Origin of the sequence: Xanthobacter dioxanivorans, assembly GCF_016807805.1 — a bacterium.
Classification (GTDB): domain Bacteria; phylum Pseudomonadota; class Alphaproteobacteria; order Rhizobiales; family Xanthobacteraceae; genus Xanthobacter; species Xanthobacter dioxanivorans.
Genome location: NZ_CP063362.1, coordinates 4,502,142 through 4,516,721, shown reverse-complemented (window position 1 = coordinate 4,516,721; position 14,580 = coordinate 4,502,142). Strand labels below are relative to the sequence as shown.

Sequence of the window (14,580 nt, the reverse complement as noted above, 5' to 3'; positions counted from 1 at the left end):
CGCCCGAGTCGTCGATGTCCACCAAGCCGAATTTCTATATCACCACCGCCATCGCCTATCCCAATGGCGTGCCCCATATGGGTCACGCCTACGAGGCGATCGCCACGGACTGCATCGCGCGGTTCAAGCGGCTCGACGGCTATGACGTGCGCTTCCTGACCGGAACCGACGAACACGGCATCAAGATGCTGCAGACGGCGCAGAAGGCCGGCCTCACGCCGCGCGAACTGCTGGCACGCAACGTGCCACGCTTCCAGGCCATGGTGGAGGCGTTCAACCTTTCCAACGACGACTTCATCCGCACCACGGAAGAACGGCACCATCGCGCCTCCCAGGCCATCTGGGAGAAGATGGCGGCCAATGGCGACATCTACAAATCCACCTATGCCGGCTGGTATTCCGTCCGCGACGAGGCCTATTACGCCGAGGACGAGACCCGGCTGAACGAGGATGGCGTGCGCCTCGGCCCACAGGGCACGCCGGTGGAGTGGGTGGAGGAGGAGAGCTACTTCTTCCGCCTCTCCGCCTACCAGGATCGGCTGCTGGCCTATTACGCGCAGAACCCCGGCTTCATCATGCCCGAGGCGCGGCGCAACGAGGTGACGAGCTTCGTCTCCGGCGGGCTGCAGGACCTCTCGATCTCGCGCACCACCTTCGACTGGGGCATCCCGGTGCCGGGCGACGAAAAGCACATCATGTATGTGTGGGTGGACGCGCTCACCAACTACATCACCGCGCTCGGCTATCCCGACACCGATGCGGACCTGTTCCGGCGGTTCTGGCCGGCGGACCTGCACGTCATCGGCAAGGACATCATCCGTTTCCATGCGGTCTACTGGCCGGCCTTCCTGTGGTCGGCGGGGCTGGAGGCGCCGAAGCGCGTGTTCGGCCACGGCTTCCTGTTCAACCGCGGGGAGAAGATGTCCAAGTCGGTGGGCAACGTGATCGACCCGTTCGATCTCGCCGCCACCTACGGCGTGGACGCCATCCGCTATTTCTTCCTGCGCGAGGTATCGTTCGGGCAGGACGGCTCCTACAGCCACGAGGCCATCGTGGCGCGGATGAATGCGGACCTTGCCAACGATCTCGGCAACCTCGCCCAGCGCTCGCTGTCCATGATCTCCAAGAACCTCGACGGCGTGGTGCCGCAGCCCGGCCCGCTCTCGCCGGAGGACGAGGCCATGCTCACCCTGGCCGACGGCATGCTGGAGAAGAGCCGTGAGGCCATGGAGACGCAGGCCATCCATCTCTATCTCAACGTGGTGTGGGCAGTGGTGGCCGAGGCCAACCGTTATTTCGCCGCGCAGGCGCCCTGGGCCCTGCGCAAGACCGATCCGCCGCGCATGGGCACGGTGCTCTGGGTCACCGCCGAATTGATCCGGCAGGTGGGCATCCTGGTGCAGCCGGTGATGCCGGAGAGCGCGGGCAAGCTCCTTGACCTCGTGGCGGCGCCGGCCGATGAGCGCGGCTTCGACCGGCTGGGGGCGAGCCATCGCCTTCCGGCGGGACGCACTCTGCCCACCCCGGTGGGGGTTTTTCCGCGCTATGTGGAACCGGAGACGGCAGGCTGAGCACCGATGCGTAAGACGGGATGGATGCCGCGCAATAAAGTGTCTTAACCTTGTTATGTTTATTTGAGCCGAACGTGCCCATCAGGCGCGCGGCAGCGGGGGCAGCGAGGACGGTGCGAATGACGGGCGGAAGAGGGATCTCGGCTTTGGCCGTCGCGCTTGTTCTCGCAGGCTGCACGGCCGAGCGGTATGACCGCGCGCCATCGGCCGCCATTGATCCCATTCCGCCGGCCATGCCCCTGGAGCCGCAGGCCGTGCCGGAGGGGCCGGCGGTCCCGCGCATCGAGGTAAAGCTGAACAACGCCGACCCGACCCTGGTGCGCGCCCGCATCGCCACCGCGCGCCGGGCGCGCCAGTACAACATCACGGTGGACCAGCCGGCGCACCTCGTGGCCGAGAAGCGCCTGCCCCCGGACGAGGCCATGCGCCGCACCAACGGCCAGAGCCAGGACGCCGCCTTCCGCCTCGACTACATCTTCAACAGCTCGGGCGGCGTGGTCACGGTCGCGCTTGAGGCGGCCATCGTCACCAATCCCGGCCGGCCGGGGGAGAGCGTGCGCGCCATCACCATGCCGGGCAGCGACGCCGACGCGCTGAAGGAAGAGATCTCCGGCGCCGGCTGATCCAGCCTGGCCCCCTTGCACGCCGGGCCGGGATGCCTGTACAACCGCCCCCGGTCGGCAGTTCACCGAGGCGTCGCTGCCCCGCAAGGGGAGCTAAACCTGCCATCTTCCCTTCGGCAGACACTTGTCCCGTGCCGTGTCGTAAGCCAGCGACCAACGACTGAAGACCTCGGCACATGAGGGATAGGTCATGTCCAGAATCCAATTGCCGTTTGCCGCGCTCGACGTCTCGGCGCTCGCTCGCGCCCTCGGCCGGGAACTCGAAGCCTGCGAGGGCAAGCCCGGCCACGTCCAGCTGCTGAACATGCTGGTGCGCTCCGTCGGCTACCGGAACTTCCAGCATTTCCGCGCCAACCACGTCGCCGAGGCGCGGCTTGCCAGTCCACCCGCACCGCCGGAGCCCGTGGACCTCAAGCGGGTGGAGCATGCCGCCAAGCATTTCGACGCCGCCGGCCGGCTGGCCCGCTGGCCGGCGAAGGAAAGCCGGCGCAGCCTTGCGCTGTGGGTGCTGTGGTCGCGCATTCCGGCCGGAGCAACCTTCACCGAGGCGCAGTTCAACGCGCTGCTGCGGGCCGGCCACCTGTTCGATGATCCGGCATTGCTTCGCCGCGGCATGGTCGATGGCGGCCTTGCCTGGCGGACGACCGACGGGCGGAGCTACCGTCGCATCGAGCAGCGCCCGCCGGAGGAGGCGCTGGCCCTCATCCGGCATCTCGGGCGGGAGCTGAACTGAGCGGCTTCAGCGCGGCCGCGGCGTCCCTGCCGCGCGCTCCACCAGGATCACCGTGGCGAGGGCCGCCACGGTCTTCACCACCGCGCCGGGAATGAAGGGCAGGAAGTTTTTCTCGAAGGCCAGGGCGGGGCCGACCTTGGTGGCGAACCAGCCCGAGCCGATCGCCATGAGCACCAGGTGGCCGAGGGCGAGGACACCGAACAGGGGGAGCGGGCGCAGGCGTGCCCACTTCTCCTGGAGCACGGCCACCAGCACGGCCGCCACCAGGAAACCCACGATAAAGCCGGCGGACGGGGTCGAGAGAATCTCGAGCCCGCCCCTCCTGCCGGAAAAGACGCCCAGTCCCATGAGGCCGACGGCGATGTAGCCGGCCACCGTGATCCCGGCGAGCCGCCAGCCCATGAGCGCCGCGAGGGAGAGGAGCACATAGCTTTGCGCGGTGATGGGCACCGGCTGGATGGGGATGCTTATCTGCGCGCTCCAGGCGAGGAGCGCGACGCCCACCACGGGGATCGCCAGCCCCCATGCGGGCGCGGTGGCGGCGAGACGGGAGAGGGCGGGCTGGAAGTCTGGCGCGGTCGGCATGGAGGACCTTTGCGGGGCAAGGGCGCGCAGGAAACGGTCTGGCGAGCGTTTCGTCAATCGCGCACCCCTCCCGCGGCCGGCCCGGCTCGACGCCGGCCGGGGATGCGCTTATGTGAAGCCTGCCTTTCACCGTGGATGCCATGCTCGTCGACAGCCATTGCCATCTCGATTTCCCCGACTTCGCCGCCGAGCTGCCCGATGTGGTGGCGCGCGCCGAAGCGGCGGGGGTCTCCCATCTCGTCACCATTTCCACGCGGGTGCGGCGATTCCCCGAGATCCTCGCCATCGCCGAGCGGTTTGATCAGGTATCCTGCTCCGTGGGCACCCATCCGCACCAGGCGGCGGAGGAGCTTGATGTGACAGTGGACGAGCTCGTCTCCCTGTCGCGTCATCCCAAGGTGGTGGCCATCGGCGAGGCCGGGCTCGATTATCATTACGACACCAGCCCCCGCGCGGCGCAGGCCCAGGGCTTTCGCACCCATATCGCAGCGGCGCGCGAGACCGGCCTGCCCCTCGTCATCCATGCCCGCGAGGCGGACGAGGACGTGGCCGCCATGCTGGAGGAGGAGAGCGCCAGGGGCGCCTTCCCCTTCCTGCTGCACTGTTTCACCGCGGGGCCGGAGCTCGCTCGGCGGGCGCTGGCGCTGGGCGGCTACGTCTCGTTCTCGGGGGTGGTGACCTTCAAGAAGAGCGAGGACCTGCGCGCCATCGCCGCCTCGGTGCCGAAGGACCGCATCCTGGTGGAGACGGATGCGCCGTTCCTCGCCCCCACGCCCCATCGCGGCAAGCGCAACGAGCCCGCCTTCGTGCGCGAGACCGCGCGGGTGCTCGCCGAGGCGCGGGGCGAGCCGTTCGAGGATTTCGCCGCCATGACCACGGCCAACTTCTACACGCTGTTTTCCAAGGCGCGGGGCTGAGAAGAGGAGACGGCCGTGGACCACGACCGCTATGACGACGCCTACATCCGTTCCATCCTCTCCGACGTGCGAACCATCGCCATCGTCGGGGCGAGCACCAATGCGGCGCGTCCGTCCTACTTCGTGATGAAGTATCTCTCCGAGCGGGGCTACAAGGTATTCCCGGTCAATCCCGGACAGGTGGGCAAGACGGTGGCGGGCCTCACCTTCATCGGTTCCCTCGCCGACGTGCCCGAGCCCATCGACATGGTGGATGTGTTCCGCGCACCGGATGCCGTGCCCGGCGTGGTGGACGAGGCGCTGGCCCTCGATCCGAAGCCCAAGGTCATCTGGATGCAGCTGGGCGTGCGCCACGATGCGGCCGCGGCCAAGGCCGAGGCGGCGGGACTGAAGGTGGTGATGAACCGCTGCCCCAAGATCGAATATGGCCGCCTCTCGGGCGAGATCGGCTGGACCGGGGTGAACTCGCGGACCCTGTCGTCGCGCAAGCCGCTGCGGCTGGGGCAGGGGGTGCAGCGGCTGTCCATCGCGCCGCGCGGGCCGCAAAGCCCACAAAAATCGTAGAATTACCGTATTAAAGAAAATTCCACGCCGGGTTATGAATGCCGGCGAAATACCACACGGGAGACAGCGCCGATGAACGACGAGACCAGCGCGGCCGCGCGCGAGCCGGGCTTTTCCACCCTCGCCATCCACGCCGGTGCCCAGCCGGACCCGACCACCGGCGCGCGGGCGACCCCCATCTACCAGACCACGTCCTTCGTCTTCGACGACGTGGACCATGCGGCGGCGCTGTTCGGCCTGCAGACGTTCGGCAACATCTACACCCGCATCGGCAACCCGACGAATGCGGTGCTCGAGGAGCGCGTGGCGGCGCTGGAGGGCGGCACGGCGGCCCTCGCCGTGGCCTCGGGCCATGCCGCGCAGCACCTCGTCTTCCACACCCTTCTGACCCCAGGCGACGAATTCGTCGCCTCGCGCAAGCTCTATGGCGGGTCCATCAACCAGTTTAGCCATGCCTTCAAGAGCTACGGCTGGAACGTGGCCTGGGCCGACCCCGACGACATCTCCTCGTTCGAGAAGGCGATCACGCCCAAGACCAAGGCCATCTTCACCGAGACCATCGCCAATCCGGGCGGGGTGGTGACGGATATCGCCGCCATCTCGGCCATCGCGAAGAAAGCTGGCATCCCGCTCATCGTCGACAACACGCTGGCTACGCCCTATCTGTGGCAGCCCATCAAGGACGGTGCCGACGTGGTCGTGCACTCGGCCACCAAGTTCCTGGGCGGCCACGGCAATTCCATCGGCGGCGTGATCGTGGACGCGGGCACTTTCGACTGGTCCGCCACCGACCGCTACCCCTTCCTCTCCAAGCCGCGGCCCGAATACCAGGGCATCGTGCTGCACGAGACCTTCGGCAACTTCGCCTTTGCCATCGCCGCCCGCGTGCTCGGCCTGCGCGACCTCGGGCCGGCGCTGTCGCCCTTCAACGCCTTCATGATCCTCACCGGCATCGAAACGCTGGCCCTGCGCATGCAGCGCCACAGCGACAATGCGCAGGCGGTGGCGGAGTATCTCGCCGGCCATCCCAAGGTGGCGTGGGTGAGCTATCCCGGCCTCAAGGGCGACCGTTACCAGGCGCTGGCGCAGAAATACCTGCCGAAGGGCGCGGGCGCGGTCTTCACCTTCGGACTCAAGGGCGGCTACGAGGCGGGCGTGCAGGTGGTCTCCAGCGTGGAGCTATTCTCCCACCTCGCCAATATCGGTGATACCCGATCGCTGATCATCCATCCCGCTTCCACCACCCACCGCCAGCTGTCGGACGAGGCCAAGGTCGCGGCCGGAGCGGGGCCGGAGGTGGTGCGCCTGTCCGTGGGCATCGAGGATGTGAAGGACATCATCGCCGACCTTGAACAGGCTCTGGCCAAGGTCTGAGGTTCCCGCGGCGGCGAGCGCGCCGCCGCAGCCCTCCTTATTCCACGGAGCCCCCGGCGCCGTAGACTTCCCGCGTGAGATCGAGCCAGGCACGGGCGGCGTGGGAGAGGTAGCTGCCCTGCCGCCAGACGATGGCCATGTGCCACTCGGTGCCCGGCTCGTCCAGCAGCGTCAGGGCCACTGCGGGTGTGCGGCGCTGCTCGGCGATGGTGCGGGGCAGGAAGGCGACGCCAAGGCCTGCGCCCGCCAGTTCCACGATGAAGTCGATCTGTCCGCTGCGCGCCGCCACCTGCGGGGCAAAGCCGTTGCGGGCGCAGGCGTCTTCCAGCACCTGATTGAGCGCGAAGCCGCCCTCGAACAGGATGAAGGGCGAGCGCACCAGAGCGGCGATGCCGATCCGCGCCTCGCCCGCCAGCGGATGCGACTTGGGCAGCACCACCATCAGCGGCTCGTGCTTTACCGGCTGGGCGTCGAAGCCGTCCTTGGCCGGCAGCAGCGAGGCCGCGAGCTCCACCTCGCCCTCCAGCAGCATTTCCTCGAGCCGCTTTGAGCCGTGTTCGGTCAGGCGGATGTCGATGCCCGGATAGCGGGCGCGATAGACCGCGAACAACGGCGCAAACAGCGTGCTGGCGCCGAGCGGCGGCAGGCCGAGGCGCAGGCTGCCGCGCCGGAGGCCGCGCAGGTCGTCGAGCTCGGCGACCAGGCCCTCGCGCTCGCCGAGCATGGTCAGCGCCCGCCGATAGACGATCTCCCCCGCCGCGGTCAGCTGGCTGCGATGGCCGATGCGGTCGAGCAAGGGCACGCCCAGCTCGTCTTCCAGCTGCTTCACCGCCTTGGAGATGGTGGGCTGGGTGGCGAACAGCACCTTGGCGGCCGGCGAGAAGCCGCCCTGACGCACCACCTCGACGAAAGCCCGGAGCGTCCGCAATTCCATATCATTCCAATATGGAATGCTATTAATTCAGTCAATTCATTTTCAGTATGTTGCAGTGCATACTATAGTCCCGACATCGGCACTGGAGGTGCCCCCGATGTCTGCCCTGATGCCCCGGCTTCCCTCACCCCGCTCGTCAATGCTGCGCAATATGCTGCGCACAACAAGGTCGATGCTGCATCGCAGCATAATCCTTCAGATCGCCATCCTCGCCGGCTTCTGGGCCATCGGCGAAGCCGCGGTTCGGCTCTCCGGCCTGCCGCTCCCCGGCGGTATCGTCGGCATGGCGGTGGTGCTGACGCTGCTCACCAGCGGCCACATCCGGCCCGCCGCCGTGCGGCGCGGAGCCGGGTGGCTGATCGCCGAGATGCTGCTGTTCTTCGTTCCGGCGGTGATGGCCATTCTCGACCATGGCGAGATGCTCGGCCTGCTCGGCCTCAAGGTCGTGGCGGTGATCCTTGCCGGCACGGTGATGGTGATGGGCGGCACCGCGCTGGCCGTGGACCTGTGCTACCGCTGGCGCGCCCGCGCGGCCGGGCAGGGGACGCGCCATGCTGCATGATCCCCTCTTCGCCGCCCTGTTCTGGTCGGCGGTCACCATCGGCGGCTATGCGGCGGCGCGCCTCGTGGCCCGCCGCTGGCGCTTCTGGTGGACCTCGCCGCTTCTGCTCACCCCGGTGGCGGTGGGTGCCGTCGCGCTCAGCCTGCACACGGGCTATGCCGATTATATCCGCGGCACCCACTGGCTGGTGCTGATGATGGGGCCGGCCACGGTGGCCTTTGCCCTTCCCATCTATGAGCAGCGCGCGCTCATCCGGCGGCACTGGCCGGTGCTGTTGGTGGGCGTGCTGGTGGGCTCCACCCTGGCCATGACGACGGCCTTCATCCTTGCCGATCTGTTCGGCCTGTCGCAGACGCTCCAGCTTAGCCTCATGCCGCGTTCCACATCCACGCCCTTCGCCATGGCGGTGTCCGGCGACATCGGCGGCGCGCCGGACCTGACCGCGGTGTTCGTGATCGTCACTGGCATCTGCGGCGCGGCGCTGGGGGAGCTGGTGATGAAGCTCATGCCGCTGCGCTCGTCGCTGGCCCGTGGCGCCCTATTCGGCATGGGTGCCCACGGGGCGGGGGTGGCGCGGGCGCACCAGATCGGCGGCGAGGAAGGCTCCATCGCCGGCCTCGTCATGGTCCTCGCCGGCCTGTTCAACGTGCTGATGGCGCCGGCCGTGGCGCATCTGCTCCACTGAGAGCCCCGGACGCCGCAAGCCCACTCAGGTGGACGGTGGCGGCGATCAGCACCACCGTTGCGCCGAACTGGTGGGCGAGGGCGAGGTCGATGGGCACCTGGTACACCAGCGTCAGGATGCCCAGCATGGCCTGCGCCGAGACCAGCGCGAACAGCAGCCACGCCCGCCGCGCCACAGCTCCGCCGGTGCGGGCGGCGTCGAGCGCGTGCAGGAGCGTGAGCCCCCAGAGGGCGTAGGCGATCACGCGGTGGTTGAATTGCACCGTCAACGCATTCTCGAACAGGTTGCGCCAGAATGGCTCGGCGGCGGCGAGCTGGGCGGCGGGCGGAATGAGGTGCCCGTCCATCAGCGGCCAGGTGTTGTAGGCCATGCCCGCATCAAGGCCAGCCACCAGCCCGCCGGCGAAGATCTGCACCAGCACCAGCAGCACCAGGCCGAGGGCTGTCGCCCGAAAACGCGGCGGCGCTTCCCACTCCGCCTGCGGCACGAGCGACCGGGCCACGGCGACGATGGCGGCGAGGATGATGCAGGCCAATGTGAGATGAATGGCGAGGCGGTACTGGCTGACCGAGACCCGCGCGGAGAGGCCCGAGGCCACCATCCACCAGCCCACAGCCCCCTGAAGGCCGCCCAGCAGGAACAGGCCGGAGCATTTGGCGAGCAGCCGCCCGCGCAGCACGCCCCGGAACGCGAACCAGAGGAACGGCAGCAGGAAGGCGACGCCGATGAGCCGGCCCAGCAGGCGATGGCCCCATTCCCACCAGTAGATGCGCTTGAACGCCTCGAGGCCCATGCCCTTGTTGAGGATTTCGTACTGGGGAATGGCCTTGTACTTCTCGAACTCGGCGGCCCAGTCGGCTTGCGAGAGCGGGGGCAGGGCGCCGGTCACCGGCTTCCATTCGGTGATGGAGAGGCCGGATTCGGTGAGGCGCGTCGCGCCGCCCACCACCACCATAGCGACGATCAGCCCCGCGACCGCATAGAGCCAGAGGCGAACGGGAGACAGGCGGTCCGGCCGTTGGCTCCGGGCCGCCGGCATGGCGACGGCGTGCGAGGTGGCTTCCATTCTTCGCGCCTCCGGCAGCATGCTTGGGCCGCCTCTTCCTGACCGCGCGGCCGTGGCATGCGCGGCATCGTTGACGTGGCCCCCTCCCGTCCGATCCGTTATAGAGCGGCGGTGCGCGGTGCAAGGGAACGCGTGCCGCACCTCCCGGCCGCAGGATCCCGTCCGACCATGCCCCAGCGTCTCCGCAAGCTCATCGGCACCGTGCTCCTGCTTCTGCTCGTGGTGTTCTGGGCGCTCTCCGCCATGGCCCTGGCGCAAGGGCGGGTGACCGAGCTCGGCTGGTTCCTACAGCTTGTCTGCTACGTGCTGCTAGGCGCGCTCTGGGTGGTTCCCGGTGGCCTGCTCATCTGGTGGATGGAACGGCCGGACAAGCGGGCCTGATCCTTAAGCTGTATAATTATCATATATATATGAGAATCTCTTCATGCACTTCATGAGCGATGAAGGGGTGCGAATCGAAGACGCACGAAAGCCGACTCACATGCTGAGCCGGCTACTATTTTTATTTATGCGGCTAAATTTATGGGCCGCTCACGCCGCGCCGGCGTACTGCGCAGCCTCGTGCCGGGGCGGTGGCGGCGCTTCCGCGGCATCGAGCGTGGGCACCGGCGATTGAGGGGCGGCGACCTCATCGTCCCGGCCGCTGGCGAGGCACAGCATCACAACCCGTGAGAAGTGCCTTTCCGCCAGCGCGTCGAAGCTCTCCACGGCAGCGGTGGAGGGGGCGGTGTCGGCGGTGATGCAGACCACCAGGGGATCGAGGGCGGCGAGGCGCTGGCCGCCGCGCGCGGCGCCAAGGTTCGGCGAAGCCACCACCACATAATCATAGGTGAGACGCAGCGATTCGAGCACCAGCGCAAGGCGCTCGGCTGCCACCATCGCGGATCCGCCCCGCGCATCGCGGCCGGGGGGAATGACGTGGGCGCGCGATTTTGCATCGCGATGAATGGTCTCGCCGAACCCCGCCACGCCGAACAGCAGTTCGCTCATGCCCGGCGCCCAAGGATCGGCGACGAGGGCGGCGAGACTTTCCGCCGCGCCGTCGAGGGCCACCAGAGCTACCCGCGCGTCCTCCGAGAGCCGGCGGGCGAGGGTGATGGCGCAGCGGGCAGAGGCCTCGGGCAGGTCCTCGGACGTCAGCAGGATGAGATGGCAGGCGCCTCCCGGCGGTCCCGCCTGCGCCGCCAGCCGGTCGACGGCGCCCGCCTCGTCGAGCCCGGCCCCGGTGCCGCCCAGCCAGGCGATGCGGTGGGTGGGCTGAAGCTCCACCGGCAGCACGGCTCGGTCCACCGGGCCTTCGGCTTTCGGCGCCTGCACGGCATTCCGGCGGGCGATCACGAGCATGAACGCCGCCGCCAGAAGCAGGCAGAGGGCAATGGGGCGGGGCGGATCGGGCAGGAAGGAAGCGCTTCCCGGCGCCCCGCGCCGCAGCGGGGGAAGCTGTTCTGTGTCACCGGCGCTCGCCCGTGTCGCCGCGTCCAAAGCGAGGAAGGCGGCGACGTAGGTGTCCGCCGCACGAGCGGCGAGGGCCGGTGTTGGAGCGGACAGGGAGAGGCTGATATCGCGACCGCCGGCGGATGGCGTGACGTCCAGATCGCCCATCAGCCGCCAGGCGGCGCGCATGGTTTCCGACCGACCTTCCGTCGCGCCATGTCTGTCGATGCCAAGGCGCGCCGCAAGGCTGCCGCCGGCGATTCGCGCCGCATTGTCCGGCCCGAGGCGCTGGACCACGTCGTACGCCATCTCGCGGGAGGCGAGCAGCTGCGCCACCCCCTTGACGGAGGCCGCCGGGGGCTGCGTGCCCAGGTCGAACACGAGGGACGCGCTGGCGGTGAAACGCAGGGGGAAAAAGCTCGCCAGGACAGCAATGACGAGAAGCACCGCCGCGACCTGCCAGGCGGTGAGGCTCGAAGCGCGGAGCATCCACCGGCGCGCCACCCGAGTCCGCGCCGCCCAAGTACGTGGTGCCCAAGTACGTGGTGCCTCGATGCGCGTCGAGTCGAGGTGCACCATGCCGCCCTCCCGCGTTCGCCGGCACGGAACGCACCAGCTCTCACGAAGGAAAGCGCGATTATGGTTGATGGAAGGTAAACGCGCCGCTCAAGCGCCGACTCCATGGCGGCGCTCGCCGCCTGCCGGGAACCGGTGCCGCAGCTCCAGCCCTCTGTTTCAGCGGTCTTCCCATACCGGCGCACGTTTGGCGAGCACCGCGGAAATGCCTTCCTCCGCATCCCGCGCCAGCATGTTTTCGGCCATGACGCGGGAGGCGTAGGCATAGGCGTCGTCGAGGCCCAGTTCGGCCTGGGCATAGAAAGCGGCCTTGCCGAGCTTCACCGGGACCTGCGACTTCTCGGCGATGCGCCGGGCGAGGCCCTGGGCGGCGGCGAGCGCTTCACCGGCCGGCACCACACGGTTGACGAGGCCCATGCGGCGGGCCTCGTCCGCCCCCACCCATTCGCCCAGCAGCAGCATTTCCATGGCGTGCTTGCGGGCAAGGTTGCGCGACACTGCCACCATGGGCGTGTGGCAGAACAGGCCGATATTCACCCCCGGCGTGCAGAAGCGCGCCTGCTCGCCGGCCACCGCAAGGTCGCAGCTCGCCACCAGCTGGCAGCCGGCGGCGGTGGCCATGCCTTCCACCGCTGCGATCACCGGCTGGGGCAGGCGGACGATGGCGGTCATGAGCTGCGAGCAGCGCTTCAGCACATCCTCGAAATAGGCGCGGCCGCGATCGGCATCGCCGCGATGGCCCTGGATCTCCTTCAGGTCGTGACCGGCGGAATAGACCGGCCCCTCCGCCGCCAGCACCACCGCGCGCACGGACGGGTCGACGGCGAGGGAGGCGAGGGCGGAGGTGAGCGCCGCCATCATCGCCTCGGACAGGCTGTTGCGCTGCGCGGGCCGGGCGAGGGTAAGGGTGGCCACGCCTCCCTCCAGGCTGCTTGTCACGACAGGCGCCGCCGCGCCGGCGACGGGATGGGCCGATGGCACAGCCGACATGAGTTTCCGCCCTCGATGGTTTGACCTTTGAAACGCTATCCTATTCACAGGGCGTCAACGGCGCGAGCCCGTGGACGGCGGTTTCGAGGGCAAAGGGACGCTAAGGGGGACGCAGAGGATGGATGCGGTGCGCGACGCAGTCATGTCGGTCCGGGAGCTGGAGGCGTTCCTGGTCCGGGAATTTCCCCAGGCCTTCGGCCCGGGCAAGCCCCACCACGTGGTGAGCGTGGGCCGCAAGATCGCGACCGTGCGCCTCGACGCCGACGACAGCCACCTGCGCCCCGGCGGCACCATCTCCGGCCCGGCCATGATGACCCTGGCGGACGTGGCGGTCTATGTGGCGCTGCTTGGCCAGATCGGGCCGGTGGGGCTTGCCGTCACCACCAACCTGTCCATCAACTTCCTGCGCAAGCCGATGCCGGGTCCCCTGTTCGCGGACGCCCGGCTGATCAAGTTGGGAAAGCGCCTCGCGGTGGGGGACGTGGGCCTGCGCGGGCCTGGCAGCGACGATCTCGTCGCCCATTGCGTCGCCACCTATTCCATCCCCGACCGTCCGGCCGCCTGATCCCGGTCAAGGACGCAGCGTCCGCCGCGGGCTAGGACTGGCCGGGTGGAGGACGCGGCCATGGCGACCATTCTGATCCTTCAGGGACATCCCGACCCCGACGGCGGCCATCTGTGCCATGCCTTGGCTGACGCCTACTCGGCTGGCGCGGAGAAGGCCGGACACCGGGTCCTGCGGGTGGAGGTGAGCCGGCTCGTATTCCCGCTGCTACGCACGCAGCAGGATTTCCAGCAGGGCCCGGCGCCCCAGAGCCTTGCCGGCGCCCGCGCGGCGCTGGTGGAGGCTGAGCACGTCGTCCTCTTCTTCCCGCTCTGGCTCGGCGGCATGCCCGCTCTGCTCAAGGGCTTCCTGGAGCAGATACTGCGGCCGGGCTTTGCCTTCGACTATCTGCCGGGCGGGGGCACGCGAATGCTGCTGGACGGCCGCTCCGCGCGGGTGGTGGTAACCATGGGGATGCCGGGGCTGGTGTTCCGGCTCTGGTATCTCGGGGCGGGACTGTCGGCCGTGACCCGCAACATCTTCCGCTTCGTCGGCTTCTCCCCGGTGCGGTCCACGGTGCTCGGCGGGGTCGACGTGGCGGGGGACGCCCGCCGCCGCCGCTGGCTGGCGCAGATGGCGGCGTTGGGTCGGGAGGCGGCCTAGAGGCCGTTCCGGCCGCGTTGCCGGAAAGACGGAAACCGCGCCATGGCGCGGGCGGGCGGGTGCGATCGTGCGCGACAGGGATTTACCGGCGGAAATGCCCGTCCCTAAGTCATGGCAAAATGAAGCGATTTTTCACGGTGCTATAGCACCATTTTTCTAAGTTATTGTTTTTACAAGAATTATATGGGCGTCATTGCATTGACGCCCGTGCGCGGCTCCTTTAGAAGCCCTGCATCGCCGGAACGCGCGCGGCCCCCCGGGTCGCCACATCCGGCTTTCTCATTCGGAACCGATCCCATGAAGACGTATTCGGCCAAGCCTGCCGATATCGAGAAGAAGTGGGTGGTGATCGATGCCAGCGGACTGGTCGTCGGCCGTCTCGCCACCATCATCGCCATGCGCTTGAAGGGCAAGCACCTGCCCATCTACACCCCCCACGTGGATTGCGGCGACAATGTCGTCGTGGTGAACGCGGAAAAGGCGGTGTTTACCGGCCGCAAGAAGGACCAGAAGGTCTACTACCACCACACCGGCTTCCCGGGCGGCATCAAGGAGCGCACCGCGAAGTTCGTCCTCGAGGGGCGCTTCCCCGAGCGCGTGATCGAGAAGGCGGTGGAGCGCATGCTCGCCCGCGGCCCGCTCGGCCGCAAGATCATGGGCAACCTGCGCGTCTACAAGGGCTCGGTTCACCCGCACGAGGCCCAGCAGCCGGTCGCCCTCGACGTGGCGGCGCTCAACCGCAAGAACGTGAGGAACTGA

17 protein-coding genes are annotated in these 14,580 nt (G+C 68.4%); 12 read left to right on the top strand and 5 right to left on the bottom strand.

The annotated features are described in order from the left end of the window. The first annotated feature begins 14 nt into the window (after nucleotides 1-14). The 3 genes from metG to EZH22_RS21030 all read left to right on the top strand — a co-directional run bounded on the left by metG (nucleotide 15) and on the right by EZH22_RS21030 (nucleotide 2,927). Nucleotides 15-1,571: a methionine--tRNA ligase gene (metG, locus tag EZH22_RS21040; protein WP_203192395.1), complete on the top strand. Its 1,557-nt coding sequence runs from the start codon at nucleotides 15-17 to the stop codon at nucleotides 1,569-1,571. 146 nt (nucleotides 1,572-1,717) lie between these two features. Continuing rightward, entirely contained in the window at nucleotides 1,718-2,194 is a 477-nt protein-coding gene (locus EZH22_RS21035) for a hypothetical protein (protein WP_203192394.1), read from the top strand. A gap of 190 nt (nucleotides 2,195-2,384) precedes the next feature. Then, complete coding sequence (locus tag EZH22_RS21030) at nucleotides 2,385-2,927, top strand: DUF2087 domain-containing protein (RefSeq protein ID WP_203192393.1); 543 nt, start codon at nucleotides 2,385-2,387, stop codon at nucleotides 2,925-2,927. Nucleotides 2,928-2,933: 6 nt separating this feature from the next. Here EZH22_RS21030 and EZH22_RS21025 read toward each other — a convergent pair whose 3' ends face one another. Continuing rightward, nucleotides 2,934-3,512: a biotin transporter BioY gene (locus EZH22_RS21025; protein WP_203192392.1), complete on the bottom strand. Its 579-nt coding sequence runs from the start codon at nucleotides 3,510-3,512 to the stop codon at nucleotides 2,934-2,936. A gap of 140 nt (nucleotides 3,513-3,652) precedes the next feature. Here EZH22_RS21025 and EZH22_RS21020 point away from each other — a divergent pair, with 140 nt between their 5' ends. The 3 genes from EZH22_RS21020 to EZH22_RS21010 all read left to right on the top strand — a co-directional run bounded on the left by EZH22_RS21020 (nucleotide 3,653) and on the right by EZH22_RS21010 (nucleotide 6,367). Next, nucleotides 3,653-4,429 (top strand): TatD family hydrolase, encoded by a 777-nt coding sequence (locus EZH22_RS21020; protein ID WP_203192391.1) that lies wholly within the window; start codon nucleotides 3,653-3,655, stop codon nucleotides 4,427-4,429. A gap of 15 nt (nucleotides 4,430-4,444) precedes the next feature. Then, a complete protein-coding gene (locus tag EZH22_RS21015) occupies nucleotides 4,445-4,993 on the top strand; it encodes a CoA-binding protein (protein WP_203192390.1) in 549 nt (182 codons plus the stop codon). 72 nt (nucleotides 4,994-5,065) lie between these two features. Then, the gene (locus EZH22_RS21010) at nucleotides 5,066-6,367 is read left to right on the top strand and encodes an O-acetylhomoserine aminocarboxypropyltransferase (RefSeq protein ID WP_203192389.1); all 1,302 of its coding nucleotides are present in this window, start codon (nucleotides 5,066-5,068) and stop codon (nucleotides 6,365-6,367) included. A gap of 37 nt (nucleotides 6,368-6,404) precedes the next feature. Here EZH22_RS21010 and EZH22_RS21005 read toward each other — a convergent pair whose 3' ends face one another. Continuing rightward, nucleotides 6,405-7,301, bottom strand: a complete 897-nt coding sequence (locus EZH22_RS21005; protein WP_203192388.1) for a LysR family transcriptional regulator — start codon at nucleotides 7,299-7,301, stop codon at nucleotides 6,405-6,407. Nucleotides 7,302-7,440: 139 nt separating this feature from the next. On the opposite strand from EZH22_RS21005, the gene EZH22_RS21000 reads away from it, so the two are divergent. Beyond that, entirely contained in the window at nucleotides 7,441-7,863 is a 423-nt protein-coding gene (locus EZH22_RS21000) for a CidA/LrgA family protein (protein ID WP_203196672.1), read from the top strand. Next, complete coding sequence (locus tag EZH22_RS20995) at nucleotides 7,853-8,548, top strand: LrgB family protein (protein WP_203192387.1); 696 nt, start codon at nucleotides 7,853-7,855, stop codon at nucleotides 8,546-8,548. The genes EZH22_RS21000 and EZH22_RS20995 overlap by 11 nt, the downstream gene beginning before the upstream one ends. Here EZH22_RS20995 and EZH22_RS20990 read toward each other — a convergent pair. Next, nucleotides 8,505-9,587 (bottom strand): COX15/CtaA family protein, encoded by a 1,083-nt coding sequence (locus EZH22_RS20990; protein ID WP_203196671.1) that lies wholly within the window; start codon nucleotides 9,585-9,587, stop codon nucleotides 8,505-8,507. The two genes, EZH22_RS20995 and EZH22_RS20990, sit on opposite strands and share 44 nt — an antisense overlap. A 195-nt stretch (nucleotides 9,588-9,782) precedes the next feature. On the opposite strand from EZH22_RS20990, the gene EZH22_RS20985 reads away from it, so the two are divergent. Next, on the top strand, nucleotides 9,783-9,995 hold the full coding sequence (locus EZH22_RS20985; RefSeq protein WP_203192386.1) for a DUF2842 domain-containing protein: 213 nt from the start codon (nucleotides 9,783-9,785) through the stop codon (nucleotides 9,993-9,995). Between the two features lie 150 nt (nucleotides 9,996-10,145). Here the strand turns inward: EZH22_RS20985 and EZH22_RS20980 are convergent, their stop codons facing one another. After that, nucleotides 10,146-11,537 carry a P-loop NTPase family protein gene (locus tag EZH22_RS20980; RefSeq protein ID WP_203192385.1) on the bottom strand — a complete coding sequence of 464 codons (1,392 nt, stop codon included), beginning with the start codon at nucleotides 11,535-11,537 and terminating at the stop codon, nucleotides 10,146-10,148. Between the two features lie 246 nt (nucleotides 11,538-11,783). Continuing rightward, nucleotides 11,784-12,614, bottom strand: a complete 831-nt coding sequence (locus EZH22_RS20975) for an enoyl-CoA hydratase (protein WP_203192384.1) — start codon at nucleotides 12,612-12,614, stop codon at nucleotides 11,784-11,786. Between the two features lie 142 nt (nucleotides 12,615-12,756). Here EZH22_RS20975 and EZH22_RS20970 point away from each other — a divergent pair, with 142 nt between their 5' ends. The 3 genes from EZH22_RS20970 to rplM all read left to right on the top strand — a co-directional run bounded on the left by EZH22_RS20970 (nucleotide 12,757) and on the right by rplM (nucleotide 14,580). Then, a complete protein-coding gene (locus tag EZH22_RS20970; protein WP_231711563.1) occupies nucleotides 12,757-13,179 on the top strand; it encodes a PaaI family thioesterase in 423 nt (140 codons plus the stop codon). A 60-nt stretch (nucleotides 13,180-13,239) separates the two neighbouring features. Further along, nucleotides 13,240-13,821, top strand: a complete 582-nt coding sequence (locus EZH22_RS20965; RefSeq protein WP_203192382.1) for an NAD(P)H-dependent oxidoreductase — start codon at nucleotides 13,240-13,242, stop codon at nucleotides 13,819-13,821. Between the two features lie 297 nt (nucleotides 13,822-14,118). Further along, entirely contained in the window at nucleotides 14,119-14,580 is a 462-nt protein-coding gene (gene rplM, locus EZH22_RS20960; RefSeq protein ID WP_203192381.1) for a 50S ribosomal protein L13, read from the top strand.